At 60.1% G+C, this 22,900-nt stretch carries 21 protein-coding genes and 4 pseudogenes; 9 read left to right on the top strand and 16 right to left on the bottom strand.

Features of this window, described 5'->3' with window-relative positions; all coding sequences use genetic code 11:
- The first annotated feature begins 67 nt into the window (after window positions 1-67).
- A complete protein-coding gene (locus FB009_RS22165) occupies window positions 68-418 on the top strand; it encodes an adenylate/guanylate cyclase domain-containing protein (RefSeq protein WP_234705130.1) in 351 nt (116 codons plus the stop codon).
- Here FB009_RS22165 and FB009_RS22160 read toward each other — a convergent pair.
- The 7 genes and pseudogenes from FB009_RS22160 to FB009_RS33955 all read right to left on the bottom strand — a co-directional run.
- Window positions 339-851 (bottom strand): annotated as a pseudogene (locus FB009_RS22160) (IS21 family transposase); the annotation flags it as partial. The gene FB009_RS22165 and the pseudogene FB009_RS22160 sit on opposite strands and share 80 nt — an antisense overlap.
- Before the next feature lie 235 nt (window positions 852-1,086).
- Window positions 1,087-1,681 (bottom strand): annotated as a pseudogene (locus FB009_RS22155) (mobile mystery protein B).
- Window positions 1,678-2,134 (bottom strand): annotated as a pseudogene (locus FB009_RS33260) (mobile mystery protein A). The pseudogenes FB009_RS22155 and FB009_RS33260 overlap by 4 nt, the downstream one beginning before the upstream one ends.
- Window positions 2,135-2,496: 362 nt before the next feature.
- A complete protein-coding gene (locus FB009_RS33255) occupies window positions 2,497-2,742 on the bottom strand; it encodes a DUF1214 domain-containing protein (protein ID WP_234837584.1) in 246 nt (81 codons plus the stop codon).
- On the bottom strand, window positions 2,715-3,428 hold the full coding sequence (locus FB009_RS33250; RefSeq protein WP_234837583.1) for a DUF1254 domain-containing protein: 714 nt from the start codon (window positions 3,426-3,428) through the stop codon (window positions 2,715-2,717). Before FB009_RS33250 ends, FB009_RS33255 begins: the two co-directional genes overlap by 28 nt.
- On the bottom strand, window positions 3,403-3,741 hold the full coding sequence (locus FB009_RS33245; RefSeq protein ID WP_234837582.1) for a DUF1254 domain-containing protein: 339 nt from the start codon (window positions 3,739-3,741) through the stop codon (window positions 3,403-3,405). The genes FB009_RS33250 and FB009_RS33245 overlap by 26 nt, the downstream gene beginning before the upstream one ends.
- Before the next feature lie 128 nt (window positions 3,742-3,869).
- Window positions 3,870-4,190, bottom strand: coding sequence for a hypothetical protein (locus FB009_RS33955; protein WP_408021740.1), 321 nt, complete (start codon window positions 4,188-4,190; stop codon window positions 3,870-3,872).
- 446 nt (window positions 4,191-4,636) lie between these two features.
- Between FB009_RS33955 and FB009_RS22135 the strand changes: the two genes are divergently transcribed.
- The 3 genes and pseudogenes from FB009_RS22135 to FB009_RS33765 form a co-directional block, all read left to right on the top strand.
- Window positions 4,637-6,034: a DUF1214 domain-containing protein gene (locus tag FB009_RS22135; protein WP_127580753.1), complete on the top strand. Its 1,398-nt coding sequence runs from the start codon at window positions 4,637-4,639 to the stop codon at window positions 6,032-6,034.
- Window positions 6,035-6,132: 98 nt separating this feature from the next.
- On the top strand, window positions 6,133-7,440 hold the full coding sequence (locus FB009_RS22130; RefSeq protein ID WP_011970485.1) for a DUF1254 domain-containing protein: 1,308 nt from the start codon (window positions 6,133-6,135) through the stop codon (window positions 7,438-7,440).
- Between the two features lie 591 nt (window positions 7,441-8,031).
- Window positions 8,032-8,592, top strand: a pseudogene (locus FB009_RS33765) (molybdopterin-dependent oxidoreductase); the annotation flags it as partial.
- Between the two features lie 18 nt (window positions 8,593-8,610).
- On the opposite strand, the gene FB009_RS33950 reads toward FB009_RS33765, so the two are convergent.
- Window positions 8,611-8,751, bottom strand: coding sequence for a GNAT family N-acetyltransferase (locus FB009_RS33950; protein WP_127580755.1), 141 nt, complete (start codon window positions 8,749-8,751; stop codon window positions 8,611-8,613).
- 414 nt (window positions 8,752-9,165) lie between these two features.
- Between FB009_RS33950 and FB009_RS22105 the strand changes: the two genes are divergently transcribed.
- On the top strand, window positions 9,166-9,474 hold the full coding sequence (locus FB009_RS22105; RefSeq protein ID WP_011970487.1) for a DEAD/DEAH box helicase family protein: 309 nt from the start codon (window positions 9,166-9,168) through the stop codon (window positions 9,472-9,474).
- Between the two features lie 282 nt (window positions 9,475-9,756).
- Here the strand turns inward: FB009_RS22105 and FB009_RS22100 are convergent, their stop codons facing one another.
- The 8 genes from FB009_RS22100 to FB009_RS22065 form a co-directional block, all read right to left on the bottom strand.
- Entirely contained in the window at window positions 9,757-10,836 is a 1,080-nt protein-coding gene (locus tag FB009_RS22100; RefSeq protein ID WP_011970488.1) for a mechanosensitive ion channel family protein, read from the bottom strand.
- A 409-nt stretch (window positions 10,837-11,245) separates the two neighbouring features.
- Window positions 11,246-12,547, bottom strand: a complete 1,302-nt coding sequence (locus FB009_RS22095; RefSeq protein ID WP_011970489.1) for an NtaA/DmoA family FMN-dependent monooxygenase — start codon at window positions 12,545-12,547, stop codon at window positions 11,246-11,248.
- Window positions 12,548-12,562: 15 nt separating this feature from the next.
- Window positions 12,563-13,213, bottom strand: a complete 651-nt coding sequence (locus tag FB009_RS22090; protein ID WP_011970490.1) for an NAD(P)-dependent oxidoreductase — start codon at window positions 13,211-13,213, stop codon at window positions 12,563-12,565.
- Window positions 13,214-13,230: 17 nt separating this feature from the next.
- Window positions 13,231-14,481 (bottom strand): FAD-dependent oxidoreductase, encoded by a 1,251-nt coding sequence (locus tag FB009_RS22085; protein ID WP_011970491.1) that lies wholly within the window; start codon window positions 14,479-14,481, stop codon window positions 13,231-13,233.
- Window positions 14,478-15,356: an NmrA family NAD(P)-binding protein gene (locus FB009_RS22080; RefSeq protein ID WP_011970492.1), complete on the bottom strand. Its 879-nt coding sequence runs from the start codon at window positions 15,354-15,356 to the stop codon at window positions 14,478-14,480. The genes FB009_RS22085 and FB009_RS22080 overlap by 4 nt, the downstream gene beginning before the upstream one ends.
- A complete protein-coding gene (locus FB009_RS22075) occupies window positions 15,353-16,387 on the bottom strand; it encodes an ABC transporter substrate-binding protein (protein WP_011970493.1) in 1,035 nt (344 codons plus the stop codon). The genes FB009_RS22080 and FB009_RS22075 overlap by 4 nt, the downstream gene beginning before the upstream one ends.
- Before the next feature lie 10 nt (window positions 16,388-16,397).
- Window positions 16,398-17,630 carry an acyl-CoA dehydrogenase family protein gene (locus FB009_RS22070; RefSeq protein WP_011970494.1) on the bottom strand — a complete coding sequence of 411 codons (1,233 nt, stop codon included), beginning with the start codon at window positions 17,628-17,630 and terminating at the stop codon, window positions 16,398-16,400.
- Between the two features lie 13 nt (window positions 17,631-17,643).
- Window positions 17,644-18,684: an ABC transporter substrate-binding protein gene (locus FB009_RS22065; RefSeq protein ID WP_101798876.1), complete on the bottom strand. Its 1,041-nt coding sequence runs from the start codon at window positions 18,682-18,684 to the stop codon at window positions 17,644-17,646.
- A gap of 298 nt (window positions 18,685-18,982) precedes the next feature.
- Between FB009_RS22065 and FB009_RS22060 the strand changes: the two genes are divergently transcribed.
- From FB009_RS22060 to FB009_RS22045, 4 genes are read left to right on the top strand one after another with little or no spacing between them, the layout of a single operon-like run.
- Entirely contained in the window at window positions 18,983-19,969 is a 987-nt protein-coding gene (locus tag FB009_RS22060) for an ABC transporter permease (protein ID WP_011970496.1), read from the top strand.
- Complete coding sequence (locus tag FB009_RS22055; RefSeq protein ID WP_011970497.1) at window positions 19,969-20,967, top strand: ABC transporter permease; 999 nt, start codon at window positions 19,969-19,971, stop codon at window positions 20,965-20,967. Before FB009_RS22060 ends, FB009_RS22055 begins: the two co-directional genes overlap by 1 nt.
- A 2-nt stretch (window positions 20,968-20,969) precedes the next feature.
- Window positions 20,970-21,971, top strand: coding sequence for an ABC transporter ATP-binding protein (locus FB009_RS22050; protein ID WP_011970498.1), 1,002 nt, complete (start codon window positions 20,970-20,972; stop codon window positions 21,969-21,971).
- Window positions 21,949-22,893: an ABC transporter ATP-binding protein gene (locus tag FB009_RS22045; RefSeq protein WP_011970499.1), complete on the top strand. Its 945-nt coding sequence runs from the start codon at window positions 21,949-21,951 to the stop codon at window positions 22,891-22,893. The genes FB009_RS22050 and FB009_RS22045 overlap by 23 nt, the downstream gene beginning before the upstream one ends.
- Window positions 22,894-22,900: the final 7 nt, after the last annotated feature.

Below are 22,900 nucleotides of genomic sequence, written 5' to 3'. Positions count from 1 at the left end.
CCATTCTGCCCCAAAGGACAATAAGGTCCTGGACTGTTCTGATCGTTCCCGAGCACCCCTCGCAGCGGTGGAGGCTATTCACAGCCTTAGGCCGAAGCACGACCTGTCGCTGGCGATCCGTGTCGGTATCGCAACCGGTGGCGTGGTGGTCGGGAAGCTTATCGGAGTCGGGGAGGCGCAAGAGAGGTCCGTCGTCGGTCAAACACCGCATCTGGCAGCACGGCTGCAATCGCTCGCCACGCCGAATGGTGTGGTGATCAGCCGGAGTACACGGCAACTCGTCAGTGGCCTGTTCGACCTTGCCGACCTTGGCTCACATCATATCAAGGGCTTTGCGAAGCCAGTGCGCGCTTGGCTGCCCCGAGCACAGCAACGAACAGATGGGCTTGCCGCGTTTTCCCCGATAGTCGATCGATGACTACCGAGACCGTGTCGCCGGCATGGTCGACAAAGAGCTTTTCGCCGGCCGCATGGTCTTGGCGCATCGTCACCGGCAGCTTCAGGGCCCAGCCACGATAATGATCGCAGTAGCGGCTATAGCGATACCCGTCAGGATGAAGGCCGATATATTCGTCTCAAGTATCTGCAACGTCACATGCTTGCGTTTGAGCTCGCGATGAACATGGGCCCAATCCAGCTCAGCGCTGCGGCGGTGCCCTGTCTTCGTTCCCGCGGCCTTGTACAAAGCCGCTTCCAGCATCCTCCCCAAGCGGCCAGGACAGGCCTGCGATCTCAACACGGCGCAGTGTCTCACGCACCCTCGAGGGAGCCGCACCGACCCGCAGCGCAATCGACTTGTGACCAAGCTTATCTTCAAATCTGTATCTCAGAATCTCGCGGACACGCCGCATCTTAGTCTCTCCGCTGGCATCGCGTTCCTTCCTCTCAGCGCAACTGAAAGGACGAACGTCTCACCAGCAGGACCCCGACGAACAGCCCAAGCAGGGGGCGGCATCATTCGGAATCAGGGGGCGGAATGCCTCGGAATTTGCAACCCGACATCTTTAAAGCTACTTGAGCAGCTCATCGAGCATGTGCGCAGTCTACCTGTTCTATTGGTAATTACGTGACGCAGCGAAACAGCACTTAATTGCGCGCGAATTCCAGCAGCGGCCCGATGTCATGATTGTCCGCTGCGCGTAGTGCTGCGACGTAACGTGCGCGCTGTTGACCCACGTCGGCTAGACTACCGCCGCCCCAACTGAAAGGCTCCCCCAAGGCCCTGAATCACAAGATAAGCCGCCAGTCGCGCATGACGACCGTTTCCATTCGGAAATGGGTGAATAGCGACCAGCCGATGGTGGAACCGGATCGCGATCTCCTCCGGCGGAAAAGTTTCATGCTCGATCCAATAGCGGGTGTCGCCCAATAGACTCGTGAGCTCCATTCCGATGCGATAGGCCTGACCTCCAATGTTGTGCTCCGTCGTCCGGAACGAACCGGCCCATCGCCAAACGTCGCCAAACATTCGCTTATGCAGTGACCGCATGAAGTCTTCAGTGAGCATCTGCTCAAGGGGCAAACGCCGGCGGCCGCGCGCCCAGGCCGCACCCTCGACGATGTTTTCCTGCTCGGCCTCGTTGAGGTCGCTGCGGTGGGTGATCCAGGTTTGTAGCAGGCCCTCTCGCTCGTGCGGCTCACGCGGCGTTGCGTCATCAGGCTCTTGGAAGAGATCCGTCATGTTTCGTTCCAGAGATCGCGTTCAGAGAGCTTGTCGCGAATGTAGGCTTGGACGCGAGCTTCGAAGTCTGCATTCTCCGTCCCTTGAGTTCCAACCGCATCGTGTGCGCAACGCGCTGCAGCTCGCGTATCGCGATCTTGCGTGCCCGAGCCTCAACGACAGCTTGAAGCGAGCTGTTTGGAACGAGGGCATAGACAAGCGTGCAATCGAGAGCCTCGGCGGCGCGGCGCAGCGTATTGAGCTGGATCGTCCCTGCTGCTTCTGACTTCTCAATCGCTTCGATAGTTTGGGGCCGAACGCCAATGCGCGAGCCGAGCTGCGCGTCATGCCGAGAGCGTCGCGCAGAGCGCGTACCCATCCCTGCGGGGGCGCCCTGAACCGGTCAGAGGGCTGTAGCGCCTGAAGCCTCTCGTCGAGGCGCAGGCGGGCTCTCTTGTGAGTATCGCTCTTCATAGAACTCTCAGACTGTAGCTTGATTTTCAGCGCCACAATATCAGTCCGTAGGCTGAATACCGATTTCAGGTTGCAAGCTGATTACTGGGGTGCAGTATCAGCCTGTGGACTGATCGCAACGTTAAGTTCAGCTGAAAAATAACGACGGGTCCACGCGGCTCACTCATTCACGACATCAGTTGCCGCCATAGTGTCCACTAGCACCTAGTGGACACCCACTCCAGGGCGGTGCCGGTAGGCGGCCATCACGCCAGACCCAGGATCGACATCGAGTATCCAACTACGTTTCGAGGAGCGGACAGACAGACTACCCCTCTGTTAATCCGCCAGCTCAAAATCAGGCACCTTGGACGTTTTGTCGTTCAAAGCATCCGTTCCGCCGTAAAGCGCATCGCGGGAAGCGGTCGTTTACCTGCCGTCGGTAACCAATTCGATTCCAGGCCGACGGGCGCTTTCGGACCGACATAGATCGTCACACCGCCATCGGCGTTCTTCTTCATGTTGTCGTCATCATACGACGAAAGCGTCGTGCGATTGCTGTCATGGTAGATGAAAGACATAGTGGCGCGGGGATAGACCGTCAGAGCCCAGAATTGCTTGACGGGCATTTCCGCCGGAACGTCGAGCTTGTAGAGTTTCCCGGCTTCGGTGACTTGCCGTCCTTGTCAGCCATCGCCATCAGATACTGGGTTGCAGGGCTATCCGTCAGTTCTTCGGGCATGTAGGTGCACCAGAAATATTCTGCGGCCGGAGCAATCAGATCGATGTGGTCGTCGTAGGTAAAAAGTGAAGCGAGGTTGGCGTCGGTCGTGAGCAGCGAGGCGTAGTGGCGGTCCGGCCAATAGAGGCGGTCTTTCGGGATATTGTCGAACCACTCCTGCAAATAGAACCACGCATCGATAGCCGTTTGCCGCATGACCTTCTTCGTCTTCTCATCCGGCGCAAATGGCTTGCCGGGCTCGATGCCAAGCGACTGCAGCATGCCCATCATGACCTTGTCCTGTTCTTTGACCGGCTCGACGCTCATGATGTCAGCCATGTCTTCGAAATGACGCTCGTCATAGAAGGGCAGCGTCGGATATCGGTCATTGATCGGATCGACGAAGCGCTGCTTGGGCGGGCTGTCGGCCTCGGACAGGGAGTACATTCGCAGCTTCTTGGCGTAGGCATAGGCATAGGCATCCGCTACGCTCTTGCCGAGCGAAAGGCAAAGGCGATGCGGTAGTTCGGTGAGGCGACCGGGATTATATCCAGCAGGTATCGTCACTTCATAGCCGGGAGGCGTAAACAGCAACTTGCCTCCCTTGCCTCCGTCCAGTCGATGGGCCAACATCGGCGATGGTAGACTGCCACGCATCCACCACCTGACCATAGACGCTGCCCTCATCGCTGGCGGCTGGGATTTCCAGCACGACCGGGCCTTTGCGAAGGTCCGTGAAGGCCGTGATGTAAGGTGTCGTGCTATTGGCAGTGATCGCTTCCAGCTTCGGCGTTCCCGTGCCGGAATAGGCTATGATGTCGTTGTCCTTTACGCCGAGATTATCAAACGCCGCCCGTCGGAAACTGTGGATCGCTATTGCAGGCATATTCCAGAGGACCGCTTTCAAACGCCCTCTGGTATCATCGGGTAGTCGAAGTCCTTGACCGAGGCGGTCGCACCTGCAGGCGGGTGGCGTCCAAGAGTTTCCGTGCCGTCCTGCGCCGAAACGATCGGCGAAACGGCCAGGGTAGCAAGCTAGGCGGTGGTCGAAGCCACCTTTCGAATGAGATGCATCTTTCGTCCTCCGCCGTGTGGCGTTGCATACAGAGTGCAGTTGGCTACTATTCCGGGGTGACCTGCCGCAACGGTTAGGTCCCGCTCAAAATCGCGTCGCTCGGCTGATACAGGCGCAGGAACAGGTAGAAATCTCCTTTCGGGGCGGGCAGCCAGTTTTAGGTTTTCGTCTGACGGCTGCGCGTTCTGGATGGCAATCGTAAGCCATCCATCCGGTCCCTTCTTCAGCCCTTGTGTATCCGTTCCAACCTTGTAGTGCTGGATCAGGTTCTCAACGAGCATCTTGTCAGAGGCGTTGTACAACGTCAGCGATCAGAAGGCATCGACCGGCGGTTCCGAGCGGTGACCCAGCGGACTCTCCATTATCGTTCCATGAACCGGTGGTTGAGACATGATTGCGCCAATCGTGTTCCGGCGGCTACGTAACTCTGGCGAGAAGATTGAGCGCCGAGATCTTCAGGAAAGTGCCTACGGTAGCAGGCGCGTTAATTTACAACGAGAGGTGCGGCGGCTTTGCTATTGGGGAACAGGAAGGTCATCGCAAGTCTCGAACCAAGCCTTCTGGGCCATTCTCCGGCGCGACTGCGTAGTGTCGGGCTCCAGCTTGGGGTCGAGGGCGACTGGTCGCAGATAAGGCAACGACGAGGTGACTGTCACCTTTACTTTTAGGCACTTGTCGACACGCAGGCCTTGCAGCATCCTCGTCAACAAACGCAGAGGAGCCTCGCATGCAGCACTCGCCGATTTTCCTCGCGCTCGCCCTATCGATTTCGACGGCCGACACTGCAGCTGGTTTCACGACGGACGAGCTTCGAAACCGAACCATTGAGAGGCGGGCCGTCGAAGCCGTCAACTGGGGCATTCCGGTGGTGAACTTCGACCGGATGCTGCAAGCGTTCAAGGAAAAAGGCGGCGATTTCAACCAGATCGTCTACTGGGGCGGACTGTTCGACTGGAGGAACCAGACACTCACACCCAACCCGGACACGATCTACTTCAAGCCTTTCTGGGACACGAAGATGGCCGGACCGATTGTGATCGAAATCCCTCCTGCGGGAGAAGATGGATCGATCACGGGAACGCTGATGGACGTGTGGCAGGCGGCACTGGAGGACGTCGGCCCGGCGGGCGTGGACCAGGGTAAAGGCGGGAAGTATCTGATCCTGCCGCCCGACTACAAGGAGAAGCCTCCCGAAGGCTTTATCGTCCTGCCGTCTTCGACCTATGAGGGCTTCGGTCTGCTCCGGTCCGTGATCAATGGCAGTGGGCCAGATGCGGCCAGGCGCGCCGTCGATTACGGCTTGAAGGTCAAACTCTATCCGCTGGCACAGGAAGCCAGCCCGTCGAAGACGAAGTTCATCGACGTTCTCGGACAGATGTTCGACTCCACCATCCGCTATGACCTCAGCTTTTTCCAGTCGCTCAACCGGGTCGTCCAGTACGAACCATGGTTGTCTCGGGACAAAGTCATGGTCGACATGCTGAAGACCATCGGCATCGAGAAGGGAAAGCCGTTCAATCCAGACGAGTCTGCCCGAAAGGTGCTTGAAAGCGCCGTTGACGAAGCGCATGCCTGGTTCGACTTCCGTTATGAAACGACATTCGCTCCGTACTTCAAGGACACGCACTGGGCCGTGCCCGCATCTCCGGAATTGATGGAGGTGTCCGACAGCTTCTACGAGTCGCCAGACAGCTACGCCATCGACGCCAGGGGCGTCACAGATTATTGGGCTTTCAGCACGGTTAAGCACCTCGGTGCGGGGCAATTCTACCTGATGTCGACAAAGGACAAGCATGGGGCGCCCCTCGACGGAGGAAAGGCGTACAAGCTCACCATCCCCGCAAACGTGCCAGTCACGCAGTACTGGTCGGCCGTGGTCTATGACAGGGCTACTCACGCGCTGATCCGCGATGTCGCGAGCCCCAGCAAATCCTCGCAGACGCCGGGGCTTCAGGTGAACGAGGACGGGACTGTTGATCTATACTTCGGCCCCGACGCGCCGTCCGGCAAAGAATCGAACTGGACACCCACGAAAGCCGGGGGCCGCTTCGAAGTGCTTTCCGCCTCTACGGCCCGCAAAAGCCTCTCTTCGACAAGACGTGGACCCTTCCCGATATCGTGGTAGCCAATTGAAAGGTCGAGTGGGATGTTAAAAAGAATCCTCGTTGCCTTTGCCGTTTCGCTCTCCGTCGTCGCGCCGACCCACGCGCAGCAGCCGTCAAAATGTCACCCGACCAGAGCAGGGAGGAGATCGCATACGCGGTAGGTCTGCAGGCCTATCTCTGGGGCTTCCCGCTGTACTACTACAGCAGAAGCACTCCGAAGAGCGTCGAGGTCGGCGGAACCTTCATCAATGATTTCCGCAAGTATTCGGAGTTGAAGACTGCCAAAGACAGGTTCGTCGTCACGCCCAACAACGTGACCATCGATGCCTACGCAACGCTCGACCTCACGGTCGAGCCGGTCGTCATCTTCGTTCCCTCTCTTTCGCAACCGCGCTGGTATATCGTTCAGATCGGGGATTCCTTCGACGAGATCGTCAGAAACATCGGCGGAACCAAGGGTGCGGAACCCGGCGTCTACATTGTCACCGGACCGGATTTCAGCGGGGACGTTCCGGGGGACATGATCCAGGTGAAGAGCCGTACCAAGATCGGCGTGGCCGCCGTCCGGATTCTGGCGAACGGGGAAGCAGACCTTCCAAATGCTGTCGAGGCCCAGAAGGGTTTCCACCTTATGCCCCTATCCGCCTATCTGCGAGACGGGCTAGCACACAAGGCGGCCGATCCACGTCCGCAGATGAGGCTTTTCGAAAGCGATGCCCCCGAGGGGATCAGGTATTTCGACGAGCTCGGCGACGCGATGACGAAACGTCTTCCCGCGTCCGCCGACTCGCAGGATTTCCTCGTCTCATCGTTCAAGCAGATCGGTTTGAGCGTCGGCGGAGGCTTTCAGTGGAAATCGCTCGACGAGTCGACAAAGAAAGGTCTGGAACGAGCGATCAAGACGGGAGAGCAGATCGTCGACAGCAAATGGGCGGCGACCGGGGAAATCACCAACGGCTGGAAATACACCTTCGCTGGCGGCAGGGCGGGATACGATCCCGGCCTTCGCGCGGCGCTCGCCAAATACGAGGTCGGAGCCCAGCTTTCCGATCATGTCATCTATCCCAACACCAGCGTCGACGACAAGGGCGAGCCCCTCAACGGCTCGAAGAGGTACGTCCTGCACTTTGATGCCGGAAAACTTCCGCCTGTCTCCGTATTCTGGAACATGGCGATGTATGGTTCCGACATGCTGTTCGTCGAGAACGAGTTCAAGCGTTACAGCATTGGCAGCACGACGGACGGGTTGAACAAGGACGCTGACGGCTCGCTGACGATACTCATTCAGAAGAACAAACCAGCAGACACTGCCAATTGGCTGCCCGCTCCCGAGGGCGACTTCAATTTGACCATGCGCTTCTACGGTCCTGAGACGACGGTTCTGGATGGCTCCTATCGGCTGCCGGCTGTCCGGAGCGTCGAATGATCCCCCAGGGCTGGACGGCTGTTTCACGGTCCAGCCTGACGCGTGCATTTCGCCTTGGCAGTTGTGGTGAGCGATACCATCCTACCGCCGATATATAGTGCAGTTCTTTCATAACTTCGTTCAGCCACTCCAGTTCAACCAGGAGCATTGTAACGAAGCCTATTTCCGAGAGCAGATTAGGTGCGACCGCCGCGGCTATTGCCAGGTCCCAGGGGTGGAGGGCCTTCGCGCTGGCGGGCACCATACTCGTCTCTTCTGTTGTCACGACAAGTTCACCTGCATTCGCGCAGGATGCCCCGGGAGCCCAATTTTCTTTTCGGCGACGATGTCGGGCAGTTCAATCTCAGCACCTGAAGGCGCATAAATGAAACCCTGGCCGTCTCCCGGCCAGGGCATTTCGATTGAAATATTGTTCCGCAATATGAAGCAAGGACACGGAAACAACGTCCGCCGCAAAGCCCACTACAAGCACTAGCAATGCTAGAGGGTGTGTCGATGCATGGACGATCTTAGACGACGGTATTTGCCGTCAACTGCGCGTCGCGCATGGCCGGATTGCTTGTCCGGCGGTGCGAGCCGTAAGCTGTATTGGATGCGCTTCTTGCCTATGAGATGAACGGCGAACCGCTTTCACCACCTCATGGCTATCCATTGCGGCTGATCGTGCCGGGTTGGTATGCGGTAGCATCCGTCAAGTGGCTGACCGAGATTGTCGTTACCGACCAACCCTGCGAGGCATACTATGAGGGGGAGAAATACTGGTACCGTTGGGTGCGAAACGGGCACGATGAGCGCGCGCAGGTGAAGCTGAATGAACGTACGAGCGACGAAATCTTCGCCTGAAGAGGGGGAGAATCTGCCGCGCGGCGACACTGCGATCCGTGGGGTCGCGTGGTCGGGTGCCGGTAACATCTCACGGGTCGATGTAAGCCTGAACGGCAGCCCTTGGCGCGGAGCGCGGCTTGTTGGCGAACGACGACGCTCTGCCTGGCAATGGTGGGAGTTGATCACGCAACTTGAGGAGACGGGGCCACTCACCGTACGGGCGCGCGCACCGACATGACGGGCCGGACCCAACCCGAGCACGCTGAGTGGAACCGTCTGGGCTACGGCAACAACTCGATCCACTCTGTTGCAGCGCGGGTAGTCTGAAGACGGAAAGCACGCGTTTCAAACCGGCGTCGATTCATGTGCGGTGAAAAGGTGGTGAAGGCCAATCTTCTCTGCGACGCGTATAGATCGCAGGTTTTCGGGATGGATATCCGCTACGATCCGCTTGATGCTCGGTGTTCGGGAAGCGAAAGCGATCATCAGGCCGCCGCCTCGGTTCCAAATCCCCTTCGCACACCGCCCTATTCAGGCGCCAGCCGATTTCGACATCCGGTCCGACTTCGTTGTGGGGCACCAGCATGACGGAGCCGAGAAATCGGCCGGGATCGTCTTTGGCGATGATTTTTCGGCATCCGAGCCCGTCCCCATAGTTCCTTGAAATATGCTCTCGAACGAAGCGCTTATGCTGGATCGCGTCCTCCCACGGACCAGCGACAAACGGAGTAACCTCCGGGTCGCCATCCATCGCTAGGCTGGTGCAAGGTCCTGGATTGCTCGCAGGATATTGTGTTTTTCGGTGTTGCCTTCCTAGAGCAACATTTTGGAACGGCTACAAACGTACGCTCGCACTAACGCGAGCGGTCAACTTAGCGGGCGACACGGAGGCCATGCACATTGAAATTTTGGATCAACGGACCGTTTGGAGCTGGGAAGACCACCCTTGCCGAAAAGCTGCATGAACGGCGGCCAGTATTTCTGAACTTCGACCCTGAAAAGATCGGCTTCCTCGTGAAGGCGACTGTACCCAAGCCAGCGAGCGGGGACTTTCAGGATCTTCCTTTGTGGAGAGGACTGACGATCGCTGCGCTCAGGGAAATCCGAAAGCACTACTCGCAGGACATCATTGTCCCGATCGCGGCGGTACATCGGCCTGCCACATACCGTCTCAAATGGGTGGAAGCGGTCGCTGAGCTTCCTTTTTAGCGCCAGCTATTGGCCGAATCAGACCGCTTGATGACTTCTTTGATAGCCGCAGTGTTTTCCTCCGCAGCCTTCGGGTTTGCTCGTGCCGATCTCGATCGTCTCGTTCCGGCGCTTGGCGTGTCTAGTCAACAGCATGGGCAACCGACGAATACGATTGCTGTCGGAAGACCGTGTGGACGAATGAGCGGAAGGAGGCCGTGTCGAAGGCACACACGCTGCAGGTATGGCTTGCCTCCTGTCGCGACGCAGGCAAGGAGTGCTGCGGGCATGGCGCGAGGAAGTTCACCTCAAATTGCTCTTCGGAAACAGCACGCGATCGGGCTCTGCGTTCATTCGCGCCAGCATTTCCGTGATCAAGCGTGTTTTGGTGCGTCCCGCTTCCTTTGGCGGCACGAGATAACGCACGATGGCCTCGAGCCAGGTGTTTTCGCTGACGCGAAAATGAACCACGGGATGCTCCTTCACTTCGAGTTCGTCCACCGGCGTTTTAGATAAGATGTGCCTATAGACCTTCACTTTCTGGCTCATGATATCGCCGACGTGCTCTTCCACGACCTCTTTCATGGTTTGCGCCACGAACTCGAGATCGCTGTTATAGGCGAGTTGGAACTTGATTTCGTTCCATACGTAGGGAAACAGCGGCCAGGAATAGTTGAAGACCGGCGTGTCAAAGACGGTGGAGTTCGGAAACTTGATGATGCGTCCGCTCGGATGATCGGTCCAGAGGTACTCGCCGCCGAATTCCCACAGCGTCGTATCGAGATAGCTGACGTCAATGACATCGCCATGGGCATCGCCGATGCGAATTCGATCGCCAACCCGATAAGGAGCCCTGGCGAGGATATAGATCCACGCGATGAAACTGGAGATCGGCATTTGCAGCGCAAAGCCAAGAATCAAAGAAATCAGGCCGAGCGAAACGAACGCGGCGTACCAGTTTACAAACAAGACCGAAATCGTCACGAAGGCGATGGCGACCACGACGATCAAACGAAAAATACGTTTCAGGTTGAAACGCGAGACACGATTGGGAATTCGGCCAATGAGAAAGACTTCAATAACATTCGCAATGGTCAGCATAATAAAAATGAGAAGGCCACCCTTGACGTAGTTCATCACGCGGAGGCGCAAGGGCGCGTCGAGCCAATCTAAGCGCCAACTGATCAGGATCTGGATGCCAAAAAGCAGCAAGGCAACCGCAGCCAAGCCAACCGTCCACCAGACGTCTTTCTTGCGGAGGCTGAAGCGAAATTTTTCCTCCGGCCTTTTCGCCTTCTGTTGCATAGTTTTTGGATCAGCAGTCTGTTGCGCGGCCTCTTCGAGCCGGGAAAGGTTCTCCTGTGCTTTGTCGCGTCGTTCCATGGGTTCACCACGACGTGGCCATCCACGCCCAACCAGCGCCTTTTCGTTCCTCAACGGCGGCATTCCGGTAGTGTCTTGCCAGATTGCGACGTTTCAACCTGCAGTTCGGGCAGGCCGTCCTCGCGTGGTCAATTCGTCCAACGGCCAAAGACTGCTAGCAAGTATTATATCCCATCAAGACCAATATGGGCACTTGCCCGCACGCATAATCTATGATGAGCAATTGCTGAGCCGATGGCTACCGTCTCTGCAAAAGTTGAGAGCAGCCCTATATAGCTGCCCTTAAGCATCTACCCGATCCAAAGAGAAGTTCCCTTCTCGCGCGTCGAAGATCGCATAATGCGTCGACTGGAACGGAGCGCCCCTCGCCATGGTCAGCGAAACTGGGGAGGTCGAAGTGCGCGGATCTTTAATGTGCAGGAAAAGGCAACCCGTAGCGTTCGCGGACGGTGCGCTCCTCGTAGCGGCTGCGATAAACTCCGCGGTCCTGGAGGATCGGGACTACTTTGTCCACGAATTCCTCGATATCATCGGGTGCTCGTGGCGGCTGAAGCGTGTAGCCGTCGACGGTGCCGTCGTCCCATAAATCAATGAGCGCATCAGCCACCTCTTCTGCGGTCCCGAGCAGTAGCCGATGATGGCCCTCAGAGCGACGTACCACCTGTCTTGTCGTCAATTTCTCATGCGTCAGAAGATCGGAAAGCCCCAACCCCATTCCGACCGCCTGCAGACGGTTGGGATCCGGGATGAAGCGTTCGGCGTCGAGCACTGCATCCGGATTGAAACCATCCGGATCGATGCCGTTCTCCTTTATGAACCGCGCGATCAGACCGTCTTCCGAACCTGCGCCGCTGAAGAGCTCGTGTTTACGCAGTGCTTCCTTTTTTGTCTCGCCGAGGATCACTACCACCCCGGGCACGATCCGGATGCCCTTGGGGTCGCGGCCGAGGCGTGCAGCGCGATCCCTGACCTTCTTGCCGAAGGCCTGGCCGGCTGGGCGGGAGAGGATGTTGCAATAGATGATCTCGCCATGGCGGGCGGCGAGTTCGATGCCGCCCTCGGACGCGCCTGCCTGCGCAACGACCGGATGGCCTTGCGGGCCGCGGGGAACATTCAGCGGTCCCTTGACCGTGAAATGATCGCCTACATGGTCGATCGCATGAGCACTTGCTGCATCCCAAAACTGCTCGTTGGGCACTGGGCCTTCCCGAGACGGGTCCCAACTCGCCCAGAGCTTCTTGGCCACGTCGAGAAATTCGGAGGCCTTCGCATAGCGCTCGCTGCGCGAAGGCAGCGGTGCGGAGCCGAAGTTAGCCGCCACGTTCGGGTTGAAGGACGAGACGATATTGATGATCAGCCTCCCGCCCGAAACGATGTCCGTCGACTGGGTCCGGCGGGCCAGGTTGTACGGCGAGTTGTAGGTGGAGGACATCGTTGCGACGAAGCCGATATCGGGCACCTGCGCTGCGAGCGCCGTACAGAGGATCAGCGGGTCAATGGTATGGAATGGACGGCTATTCGGATCGGTCATCAATGCGGGATGATCGGAAAAGAACACCGCGTCGAACAGACCCCGATGGGCGAGTTCTGTCAGGCGCTTGTAGTAGCCGGGGTCGTAGATGTCGTGGCGGTTGCCGCTTCGATACTTCCACGCTGCCGGCAGATAACCGGTAGTGTTGATTCCGACATTCAGATTGAGCTTGCGGGGCATGCGATTGAAGGTCCTTCAATAGGCCGCGGTGAAGCGGCGGCGGATGGATTGTCCCTTCTCGAGTTCATCGAGTATGGCGATGGCGAAATCGGCTTCGGAGATGCGGTTCTCACCTGCTTCGTCACGCAGAAGCGCATCTTCGCCGAGCCTGAAACGGCCGGTTCGTTCGCCCGCCTTGATGGATAGAGGCGGGGAGACATAGGTCCAGTCGAGGTCATGGTCTCCACGCTTCAGGCTGCGCAGGATCTCCCGGTTGCGCAGTGTGTGGGCCTTGTGATCCGCGGGGTAAAAATCGCTGTCGACCACGTCGACGCCGGGGCTTGCCTTCAGGCTACCGACCCCGCCGACAATGATGATGCGGCGGACGCCGGCGCGCTTGACGCCTTCGAACAGGGAAACTTGGGCTTTCTCGATGAGAACAGCGGCATTCTCCGCCGAATGGCTGCGCAGACCGGGGCCGTAGGCGCTGATATCCGCATCGTGACCGCCGACGATTCCTGCCACCTCCTCCGGATCGGCGATATCCGCCTTCAGCACCGTGAGGCGTTCGGCAGGCTCCAGCTCTGAGGAATGCGTCACGGCTGTCACGCGGTGCCCGCGCGACAAGGCCTCCTTGCGGATGTCGCTGCCGATGTTTCCGGAAGCGCCGAAGACGACGATGGACATGATCATTTTTCCTGAGGCTAGAGGGCAGGTATGGACTTCAGCGGCCGATTGGCGCCGACATTGCGTTGCATGGCTGAAAGGGAGGAACGCACGGCCTCGTAGCCGTGCTCGCGCATGGCCTTTTCGTAGTCGTTCACGGCGGCAAGCGGTGGCTTGCCATGGCGCCGTGCGGCGACAAGCTCGCGAACGAGCAATCCGCTATCATAGAGGGCGGTGTTGCCGCCAAGCGCGCGGAAATAGGTCATCGCGTGGATCGCGTCGCCGAGCAGTGTCACCGGACCGCTTTGCCATACGGCCCCAGGAGTGGAACTCTTGACCCTGAGGAAAGCGACCGTCGATGGGTCGCTGTAGCGGATGACCTTTAGGATCCGCTCGTCCCAGTGACCGATACGGCGAAGGAGCGTTGCGAGCAGGGCGGCGCCATCGAGCGTTTCGAGAACAGTGTCCAGCCCGAGCTCATCCGTGTCGTAGGCCGTGTTCCACCAGGTGTAGCTGGTGGAATTGTTGAAGTGGAAGCCGGAGATGTCGGCATGGCCGGGATCTTCGCTGCCGATGAGATCGTGACGGGCGTAGGCGGATGGATCGACCCGATGGCTCGTGATCATCAGGCCACGACCGTCGCGCGGGCGGATATTCGTGTTGAATTCCGTCAGCAGCGGCGAAATGTTATGGCGCGCCGCTGCGTCGAGCGTGATCTTGCCGGCCAGCCGGCGGACGCCCGTGTCGATGCTCCTGAGGTCTGGCAGGAGCTGGCGGCGGACCGCCGATCCGGCGCCGTCGGCGCCGACCAGCAAATTAGCACGCACGGCCGAGCCGTCGGAAAAATGCGCGACTACAGTGTTGTCCGCGAGCGTTTCGTATCGCTCGAACCGCTTGCCAGTTTGGAAGATGCGGTCGAGCCCGGACAAAAGGATCTGCCGCAGCGTGATGCGGCTGACCGACTTCTCGATATGGGTATCCTCGGGCTCACGGGGTGTTTGGCCCGCGTCCTCCAGCCGGTTGAACCTTTCGTCGAGGATCAGGCTCTCGGTCGGAGCAATCCCAAGCGTGTCGAGGAACGCCTGATAGAGATGCGGTGGTAGGTTGGCTCTGAGGGCATCGATGCCGCGCTGGCGAATGCGCATGCGAAAACCCTGTACATAGTCCGCCCGGATAGGGTCGCGCTCGAAGACGGCAGTGTCGATACCGTTCTTCTTCAGGCCCTGCGCCAGGGCGAGCCCACCCGGACCTCCACCGATAATGGCGACGTCAACAAAGGGTATGTTCACGGCTGATACTCCGGGATCGCCGTCGCTGCGGCGACCTGTTCCAGTATGAAGTCGGCGACGGTACGGGGCGAACGGCCGAGAAGCGTTGGCACCACGTCGGTCGTCACCGCGGCGCGGTCGGCTGCGATCAACCTTACGAATTGCGCAACGGCGCGATGCTCGAAGTCACCATCGCCAGAAGCGGCCTGGGGCGGCTTCTCGAGTGCGGCAACCGGCCGGTCCAACGCCGCCGTTAACAGGGCAGCGATCTGCTTGAACGATACGATGTCCGGGCCAGTAATGTTGAGCGTGCGACCGCGGATACGGTCGGCAAGCAGCTGATGCACGGCGACGTCGGCAATGTCGCGCGCATCGATATAGCCAATGCCGGCACTAAGGTTGGGTGCGATGACCTGGCTGCTCGTTATGGCCCGCGTGATTGTGTTGGCCAGCGAGACCTGCATCCAGGCATTGGGCCGAAGCGAAACCGTTTCGACGGGAAGGCTGTTGAGGTGTTGCTCCACGGCCGCGTGTGCGGCACCCGATATCGAATTGCCTGCCGGTTCGATCGTCCAGTCGGAGCCCGAAATCTTGACGATGCGCTTAGTGTTTGCGGCGACCGCGGCATCCACGGCGGCGATCTGATCGGTGACGAGCCTCGTGCTGATAGGCGACAGCAGGAGAAGGCGTCCAACGCCGCCAACAGCCGCTTCGAGCGAGGCTCGGTCACCGAAGTCGCCGGTGGCGATCTGCACGGTCTCGCCGAACAGGCTACGGGCCGTTTCAGGGCGTCGGGTGAAGACGCGGACCGGCTGCCCGAGCGCGACCAGTCGTTCGACGATCAGCCGCCCAAGCTTGCCTGTGGCGCCGGTCACGAGGCTCGGTCGAATGCTCATGCGGCTGACCGCCGCAATGCGGCCTCCAGCGGCCGCCCGTCGATCCAGCCGAAGACGTCGAAGTCGGCAGGAATGAAGCTCCAATCGAGAAGGAAGCGCTTGAAGTGGTCGAAGGCGGCGATCTGGTCCTGATCCAACTTCAGTGCCAGATGGCGATAGACGTCGCGGCCGTTTGCTGCCCAGACGGCATCCGCGCCAACGCCGATCTCGTTGGCGATGAACCGAACCGCGGTATCGGGGTTGGAAGTCGCCCAGTCGCCGACGCCCGCAACCGTCGCTACGAGATCGACGACGAGATCGAAATGCTCGTCAAGAAAGCGGGCGTCGACCGTCAGTGGTCTCGGCGTGCCATTGTTGATGCGGATCGTCGGATCCGGATGGAAGCCGAATTCTGCCACCACCACTGCACCGATCTGATTGGCGAGCACGATGCCTTCGGCACCTTTGACGAAAAAGGCGTCGATCTTGCCGGAGGCCAGGGCCAAAAGTTCGTCGCCATAGGGATATCGACGCTTCAAGCCCAGGAAGGCACCATTGCCGCGTTCGATCAGATCGCCTTCGTTGGTGTCGAGGTAGACGAGTTCGACATCTCGGTGATCGAGCCCGCCGAGCGAAAGCGCCGAGACGATGCCTTTCAATGCGGTGGCCCGCTGGAAATCGACGACGTCGGAATTGGGCTTGCGCGGCACGCCGATGCGGCGCCCTTTTAAGTCTTTCGCCACAGCGATACCGGAACCTGGGAGCGCGATGATTGCCTGGAACTCGTCTGTCGTGGTGATGCCGACGACGCGTGTCTCGCGACCGCCGGATCGCGCCCAGATCGGTGGAATGTTGCCGCCCTGCCGGAACGAGTAATCCAGCGCATGAGTAAAGTGGCTCTGCCGGACCGACGGATCCTTGCTGTCGCGGATCGAGCGCACGGCAACGCCGGCGTTCAGAAACTTTTTGTCGAGCCAGCCGAGCTGATAGGCGATCGACAGCGGGGTCGGGGCGGGGCAGCGCGTGTACCAGACGGAACCGGGGGAAGACATCGTAAAACTCCTAGCTGCGGCCGACGACGGCAAGACGGGGCTGCTGGTGCGGCCGAACCGGCACCGGCTCAAGCGCAACAGCAGGTGCTTCGGCGTGGCGGCTGAACACGGCTTTGGCGAGCATCGTGCGGATGAGGTTGTTCTGTGGAGCGTGCGCCTTGCCGGAAAGCGCATCGCGATGGTGACGCTCCAGCGGATTGTCGCGGCTGATGCCGGGGTTGCCGCCGAGTTCCAGTGCAAGGGTCGTCACAGTGATCGCGTTTGCGATGACCGTGTGCTTGACCGCCGCGGCGTCGGCGCCGAAGGCGCGTCCGCTGTCGAAATCCTCGGCGATTGAGCGCAGGAGCCTGCGATTGACGGTCAGCAGCACCTCGATCTCGCCAAGGCCGTCTTGGATGCGGGGGACGGTCGAAAGCGGTGCGCCGAGGCTCGCCGGTGCCCGCGAGGTGGTGAACTCGATCAGCCAGTCGCGGGCGCCGCGCGCCGCGCCGTCGTAGATCGCTGGAACGAGACTGAAGTACCAGGCACCCATGCGCTCATCGCGTTTCAGGCCTTCGCTCGCAGGCGCGATGTCGAGAACATCTTCGAGCGGGATCGCGACGTCATCGAGGATCAGGTCGTCGCTGTTGGTTGCCCGCATGCCCGTTGCGTTCCACGTCTTTTCGACGCGGATGCCATCGGCTGACGTCGGCACGAGAAACGAGCCCAGTCGCGGCTCCGGCTCGTCGGTCACGGCGAGCACCGCCACCCAGCGCAAGAGCGGGATGCCTGTCGCATACGTCTTGTGGCCGGTGATGCGCCACTGGTCGCCAACGCGCCGCGCAATGGTTTGCGGCAACGACCCATGCGATGGGGAACCGACGCGCGGCTCCACTTGCGCGGCATTGATCAGCGCGACACCTTCGCGATTGGCCCTGGTAACACGCTCGACAAGGTGCGGCGGCCATTTGCCTGACGTGCGCACCGAGTAGTGCTGGTTATAGTGCATTGAAAGAACGAGGGCGGTCGAGGGCTCGCCGCGGGCGATTGCCGAGACGACGGCGAGCGCCTCCGTCAATCCGCCTCCGAGACCGCCGTGTTCGGGCGCCGTCACCAGGCCAAGCAGGCCTGCCTCATGGAGCGCGTCGAAATTGGCGAAAGGGAATTCGCCGGTTTCATCGTAGTGGCGCGCAGTCAGGGAGAAGCGGTTTCCAAGCTCTTCGGCCTTGGCAATCACCGCCTCGAAACGTGTAGGATCGGTCATTTGTTGCTCTCGTTCAAGCGACAGCGCGGATGTCGAGTTCCGCCCAGGGGCGGTGGTCGACCCATGTGTCGATGTCGAAGTTGCTCGCCAGGAAACCCCATTCATGCAGGAAGTCCTTGTAGTGCCCGATCGCCTCGACGAGTGTCGGTTCAAGGCCGATGCCGAGATGTTTGTGGAGATCCGGACCGTTGGCCGCAGCCACGACCTCTTCGGATGCGCCGACCTCGCGGGCAACGAAGCGGCGCACCTCGTCCGGATGTTCTTCGGCCCAGGCGCCAGCCTGCTTCAAAGTCGCGATCAGCTTGGCGACGAGATCGGGGCGGTCTTGCGCCAGCCGTTCATCGACGGTCAACACCCGTGGGGAGCCGGAATTGATGCGGATCTTCGGGTCGGGGTGAAAGCCGAATTCCGCGACCATGTGGGCCGCAAAGAGATTGGCCACGGCAATGCCGGGCGTACCTTTGACATAGATTGCGTCGACCTCGCCGCGCAGCAGCGCGGCGATTTCGGGGCCATAGGCTTGACGGTTGCGCAGGCCGTAGAGCTGGGGACCCTCTCTGCCATCGAGCACGCTTTCGGAAAGCGGGATATCGACGATCTCGACATCGGAGGGTGCGAGCCCTTCGAGCGACAGTGCGGAAACAAGGCCTTTCAGCGCGGTGGCGGCCATGAAGTCGACGATGCCTGGCGGACGGCGCGCAATGCCGAAGCGCCGGCCAAAAAGGTCGCGTGTCGTTTTGATGCCGGTGCCCGGCAACGTGATGATGGCCTGGAACTCATCGGTCCATGTGATGCCGACAAGCCGCGTCGGGTTGCCTTCCGAGCGGGCGCGGACCGGCGGGACATTGCCGCCATGGCGAAACGAATAGTCGAGATGGTGATCGAAGTGGCTGGACCGGATGGAGCGATCCTTGCTGTCGATGATGGAGTTGAGCGTGATGCCCTCGGCGGCAAATGCCGTGTCGAGAAGACCAAGCTGGGTGGCAAGGCCCACTGGTGTCGGGACAGGGCAGCGGGTGTACCAGATTTGTGAGATGGCATTTTTACGCGTCACAGTTTTCTCCGCTGTCTCTGATGGGGTGTGCCGGGAAGCGTTTTTCGTTCGAGCGCCGCTTCTTAGTCGGTCATTGCAATGGGCTGTACTAAGGTAGGATTACTATTCCACAATGTGAGCGGATTTCGTAAAATACGGAAATGCAGTTCCTGGATCTGGCAAGTTGCAGGGTGAAATTACCAAAATAAATTTGACAAAGACTATGTAATTAGTCAACTATAAAAATCATCCGCGGCGAAACGTCAGGCCGAGGTGAAGGTTCGCTGTTTGCGGACAGCCAAACGGAGAGGCGACATCGATGCCGGTGCTAATCAGAATTGCGCGAACGCTTCGACGAACGCTTCTGCAGGCGGTTCCGACGATTCTCGGAATTGTGGTCCTGAATTTCTTCCTTTTGCAGCTGGCACCTGGCGACGCGGCGGATGTTCTGGCCGGCGAGGCGGGATCGGCGACGCAAGAGAGTGTCGCTGCGCTAAGAGCCCGCTTCGGGCTGGACAGCCCCGTACTCGAGCAATTGGCGACCTATCTGGGCAACCTCGCCCAGTTCAGCCTCGGATTTTCACCGCGCTACGGCATGCCGGTCGCTGACCTGATTGCCCAGCGCCTTCCGGGCACACTGACCCTGATGGCTGTGGCCCTCTTGATCGCGATCCTTCTCGGCATCGTCCTGGGATCGCTGATGGCAAACTTTGCGGGGCGGATCCCTGACCGCGTGCTGTCGGTGTTCTCGCTGCTTTTCTATTCGATCCCGAGCTTCTGGATTGGTCTGATGCTGATCGTGCTCTTTTCGATCAAGCTCGGCTGGCTGCCGAGCGGCGGCGCGGGCACCATCGGTTCCCAGCTGAAAGGCTTGCCGGCGCTCTTCGACACGGCACGCTACATGGTGCTGCCGGCGACCTCGCTCGCGCTGTTCTACGTTGCGATCTATGCGCGGCTGACCCGTGCAGCCATGCTCGAAGTCAAAAGCCAGGATTTCGTGCGCACTGCCTATGCCAAGGGGTTGACGCCGTTTGGCGTGACGGCGAGGCACATTCTGCGCAATGCGCTGATCCCGATCACGACCATGGCCGGGATGCATATCGGCGGCATGCTCGGCGGCGCCGTGGTGGTGGAAACAGTCTACAGTTGGCCGGGTCTCGGCAGGCTTGCCTTCGAGGCGGTCATGGGCCGAGATTTCACCGTATTGCTCGGCATCCTGCTCCTGTCCTCTCTTCTTGTTATCATTGCGAACGCCGCAGTGGACCTCGTCCACGCCTGGCTCGACCCTCGAATTGGAGCGCGCTGATGTCCACCACCGACTTCGGGGCTTTTCCGGCTGTCACGGGCGGCGCCTATGCTGCTCCGGCGACGAGCGAGCAGGCGACCGCGCCGGAACGTCCAGCCTGGTCCAACGTGAAGGCGCCCGACGCGCGTTCCCAGCCAACCGCTGCGGTCGCTTTTACGAATGGGCGACGGGCGCTGAAGGTCTTCCTCGCCAACCCCAACGCGCTGTTTGGCACTGCATTCCTTGCACTCGTCATCGCTGTCGCGCTTTTGGCCCCAGTGCTCTATCCCGACGACCCCCTTTCGATGGTCGGAAAGCCGTTCCTGTGGCCGGGCCAGGATCCGACCTTCCCGCTCGGCACGGATTCGCTCGGGCGGGACGTGCTGGCCGGCATTCTGCACGGTTCGCGCATCTCCCTGTTCGTGGGGCTGATGGCGACAGCGCTCAGTCTCACCTTCGGAGTGTTCGTCGGCGCGATCGCCGGTTACTTCGCCGGCTGGGTCGACGATCTCCTGGTCAGGCTCATCGAAATCTTCCAGACCTTGCCCAGCTTCGTGCTTCTCGTAGTGCTTGTCGCGATCGTCCAGCCCTCGGCTACCACGGTGACGCTTGCAATCGCCGTCATCTCCTGGCCGACGGTCGCGCGACTGACCAGGGCCGAGTTTCGTACGATCCGCGAGAAGGACTTCGTCATGGCCGCCCGCAGTCTCGGGTTTGGTCACGGGCGGATCATCTTCCGCGAGATCCTGCCGAACGCGCTGCCCCCGATCATCGTCACCTCATCGGTCATGGTCGCAACGGCGATCCTGATGGAATCGGCGCTGTCCTTCATGGGGCTTGGCGACCCGAACGTCGTGAGCTGGGGTTCGATGATCGGCACTGGCCGCGAACTGGTCCGAACCGCCTGGTATCTGACAGCCCTTCCGGGTCTGGCGATCGTCTTCACGGTGCTTGCGCTCAACCTCATCGGTGATGGGCTGAACGACGCCCTCAACCCCCGCTTCACGCAGGATCGTTGACGATGACGTCGCTGCTGCTTCAGGTCGAGAACCTCACTATTGGCTTTCCGCGCGCCGAACCGGTCCGCAACCTGTCTTTTGAGGTAAGGGCAGGCGAGACGCTGGCGATCGTCGGAGAGTCCGGTTCCGGCAAATCGCTGACGGCACTCGCCTTGATGCAATTGCTGCCGCGTGCAGCAGCTGTCATCAGCGGCCGAATTATCTTCGATGACCGCGATCTTCTGGGTCTCGATGCGCGCGAGATGCGACACTTGCGCGGGCGCGACATCGCAATGATCTTTCAAGAGCCGATGACGAGCCTCAATCCGGTCATGTCGATCGGTCGCCAGATCGGTGAAGTGCTGAAGGCGCATGAAAAGCTGTCTGGCAGGGCGGCGCGAGAACGGGCGATCGAGCTTTTGAAGCTCGTGCGCATACCGGCCGCCGAAAAACGCGTCGACGACTATCCGCACCAACTGTCGGGCGGCATGCGGCAGCGGGTCATGATCGCCATGGCAGTTGCCTGCCGGCCGAAACTGCTGATAGCAGACGAACCGACGACGGCGCTGGATGTAACGATCCAGGCGCAGGTGCTCGACCTGCTCGACACCCTGCGACGTGAACTGCAGATGGCGGTCGTGCTGATCACCCATGATCTCGGCGTCGTCGCACAATGGGCCGACAGGGTCGTCGTCATGTATGCCGGCCGTAAGGTAGAGCAGGCCTTGCCCGGCGAGCTCTTCAACGATCCGCTGCATCCCTATACGCGCGGGCTGCTTTCGGCCTCGCCGCGCTTGAAGCACGACTTTCACTATTTGGAAGGTCCGCTGACCGAGATCTCGGGTTCGATCGTCTCGGCGGCAGGCGAGGTCGGCTGTCCCTTCAGGCCGCGCTGTTGCCAGGCGCGCGCGAGCTGCGGCCATCAGGTGCCGCCCTTGATTGCTCAAACGCCGGATCGCCTTGTTGCCTGCCCGTTCACCTCGTCCCTCAAGGCCGTCCCTGATGCCGCTCATCTTAGCCTCTGATCTCAAGACGCACTACAAGACGCGCGACGGACTGCTGCGTTCGGTCGATGGCGTCGATCTCGTGGTCGAGCGTGGCGAGACGGTCGGGCTTGTCGGCGAAAGCGGTTGCGGCAAGTCGACGCTCGGCAAGACGCTTCTGCGCCTGGTCGATCCGACCGAGGGGCGGATCGAGTTCAAGGGCGAGGACATCACGACACTCGATCAGGGTCGGCTCAGAAACGTTCGCAAGTCGATCCAGATGATCTTCCAGGATCCGTTCGCGTCGCTCAATCCGCGACATACGATCGGTGAAATCCTGGAAGCGCCGCTAATCGTGCATAAGGCCGGCAATAGGCCGGCGCGCCGTCGCACCGTCGCCGGCATCATTGCCAAGGTGGGGCTGCCTGCCGACGCCATCAATCGCTATCCCCACGAATTCTCTGGCGGCCAGCGGCAAAGGATCGGCATCGCCCGCGCGCTTCTGCTCAATCCGGATCTGATCGTCTGCGACGAGCCCGTTTCGGCGCTCGACCTGTCGATCCAGGCACAAATCCTGAACCTTCTGGTGGAGATGAAGAAGGAGTTTGGTCTCTCCTATCTCTTCATCAGCCATGACCTGTCGGTGGTGCGCTATTTCTGCGACCGGGTGCTGGTCATGTATCTCGGCCGGATCGTCGAAAGCGCCGACAACGAGACGCTGTGGTCGGACCCGCGCCATCCTTACACGCGCGCCCTGATGGCCGCCGTTCCCGATCCGTCGCGGCCGCGGCAGGCGGCTCCCCTCGGCGGCGATTTGCCAAGCCCGAGCAACATTCCGTCGGGCTGTCGGTTCCACACCCGCTGCCCGCTGGCGACCCAGCTTTGCCGTGTCGCCGATCCCGAATTCCGCTCCATCAAGCCCGGCCACCAGGTGGCCTGTCATGTCGCGGACCAGACCAATTGAAATGGAG

The organism is Sinorhizobium medicae, from assembly GCF_007827695.1.
In the GTDB taxonomy this organism is placed as follows: domain Bacteria; phylum Pseudomonadota; class Alphaproteobacteria; order Rhizobiales; family Rhizobiaceae; genus Sinorhizobium; species Sinorhizobium medicae.
Note: the sequence above shows the minus strand (reverse complement) of the source record. Positions and strands in the feature narration are given on the sequence as shown.

Coding starts and splice junctions, on each gene's coding strand:
- FB009_RS22070 (WP_011970494.1), bottom strand. CDS start 17,630: ATGACCGATCCTACACGTTTCGAGGCGGTGATTGCCAAGGCCGAAGAG.
- FB009_RS22060 (WP_011970496.1), top strand. CDS start 18,983: ATGCCGGTGCTAATCAGAATTGCGCGAACGCTTCGACGAACGCTTCTG.
- FB009_RS22095 (WP_011970489.1), bottom strand. CDS start 12,547: ATGCCCCGCAAGCTCAATCTGAATGTCGGAATCAACACTACCGGTTAT.
- FB009_RS33255 (WP_234837584.1), bottom strand. CDS start 2,742: ATGCCCGTCAAGCAATTCTGGGCTCTGACGGTCTATCCCCGCGCCACT.
- FB009_RS22045 (WP_011970499.1), top strand. CDS start 21,949: ATGCCGCTCATCTTAGCCTCTGATCTCAAGACGCACTACAAGACGCGC.
- FB009_RS22135 (WP_127580753.1), top strand. CDS start 4,637: ATGCAGCACTCGCCGATTTTCCTCGCGCTCGCCCTATCGATTTCGACG.
- FB009_RS22080 (WP_011970492.1), bottom strand. CDS start 15,356: ATGAGCATTCGACCGAGCCTCGTGACCGGCGCCACAGGCAAGCTTGGG.
- FB009_RS22090 (WP_011970490.1), bottom strand. CDS start 13,213: ATGTCCATCGTCGTCTTCGGCGCTTCCGGAAACATCGGCAGCGACATC.
- FB009_RS22075 (WP_011970493.1), bottom strand. CDS start 16,387: ATGTCTTCCCCCGGTTCCGTCTGGTACACGCGCTGCCCCGCCCCGACC.
- FB009_RS22050 (WP_011970498.1), top strand. CDS start 20,970: ATGACGTCGCTGCTGCTTCAGGTCGAGAACCTCACTATTGGCTTTCCG.
- FB009_RS33950 (WP_127580755.1), bottom strand. CDS start 8,751: ATGATCGCTTTCGCTTCCCGAACACCGAGCATCAAGCGGATCGTAGCG.
- FB009_RS33955 (WP_408021740.1), bottom strand. CDS start 4,190: ATGCTCGTTGAGAACCTGATCCAGCACTACAAGGTTGGAACGGATACA.
- FB009_RS22055 (WP_011970497.1), top strand. CDS start 19,969: ATGTCCACCACCGACTTCGGGGCTTTTCCGGCTGTCACGGGCGGCGCC.
- FB009_RS22100 (WP_011970488.1), bottom strand. CDS start 10,836: ATGGAACGACGCGACAAAGCACAGGAGAACCTTTCCCGGCTCGAAGAG.
- FB009_RS22130 (WP_011970485.1), top strand. CDS start 6,133: ATGTCACCCGACCAGAGCAGGGAGGAGATCGCATACGCGGTAGGTCTG.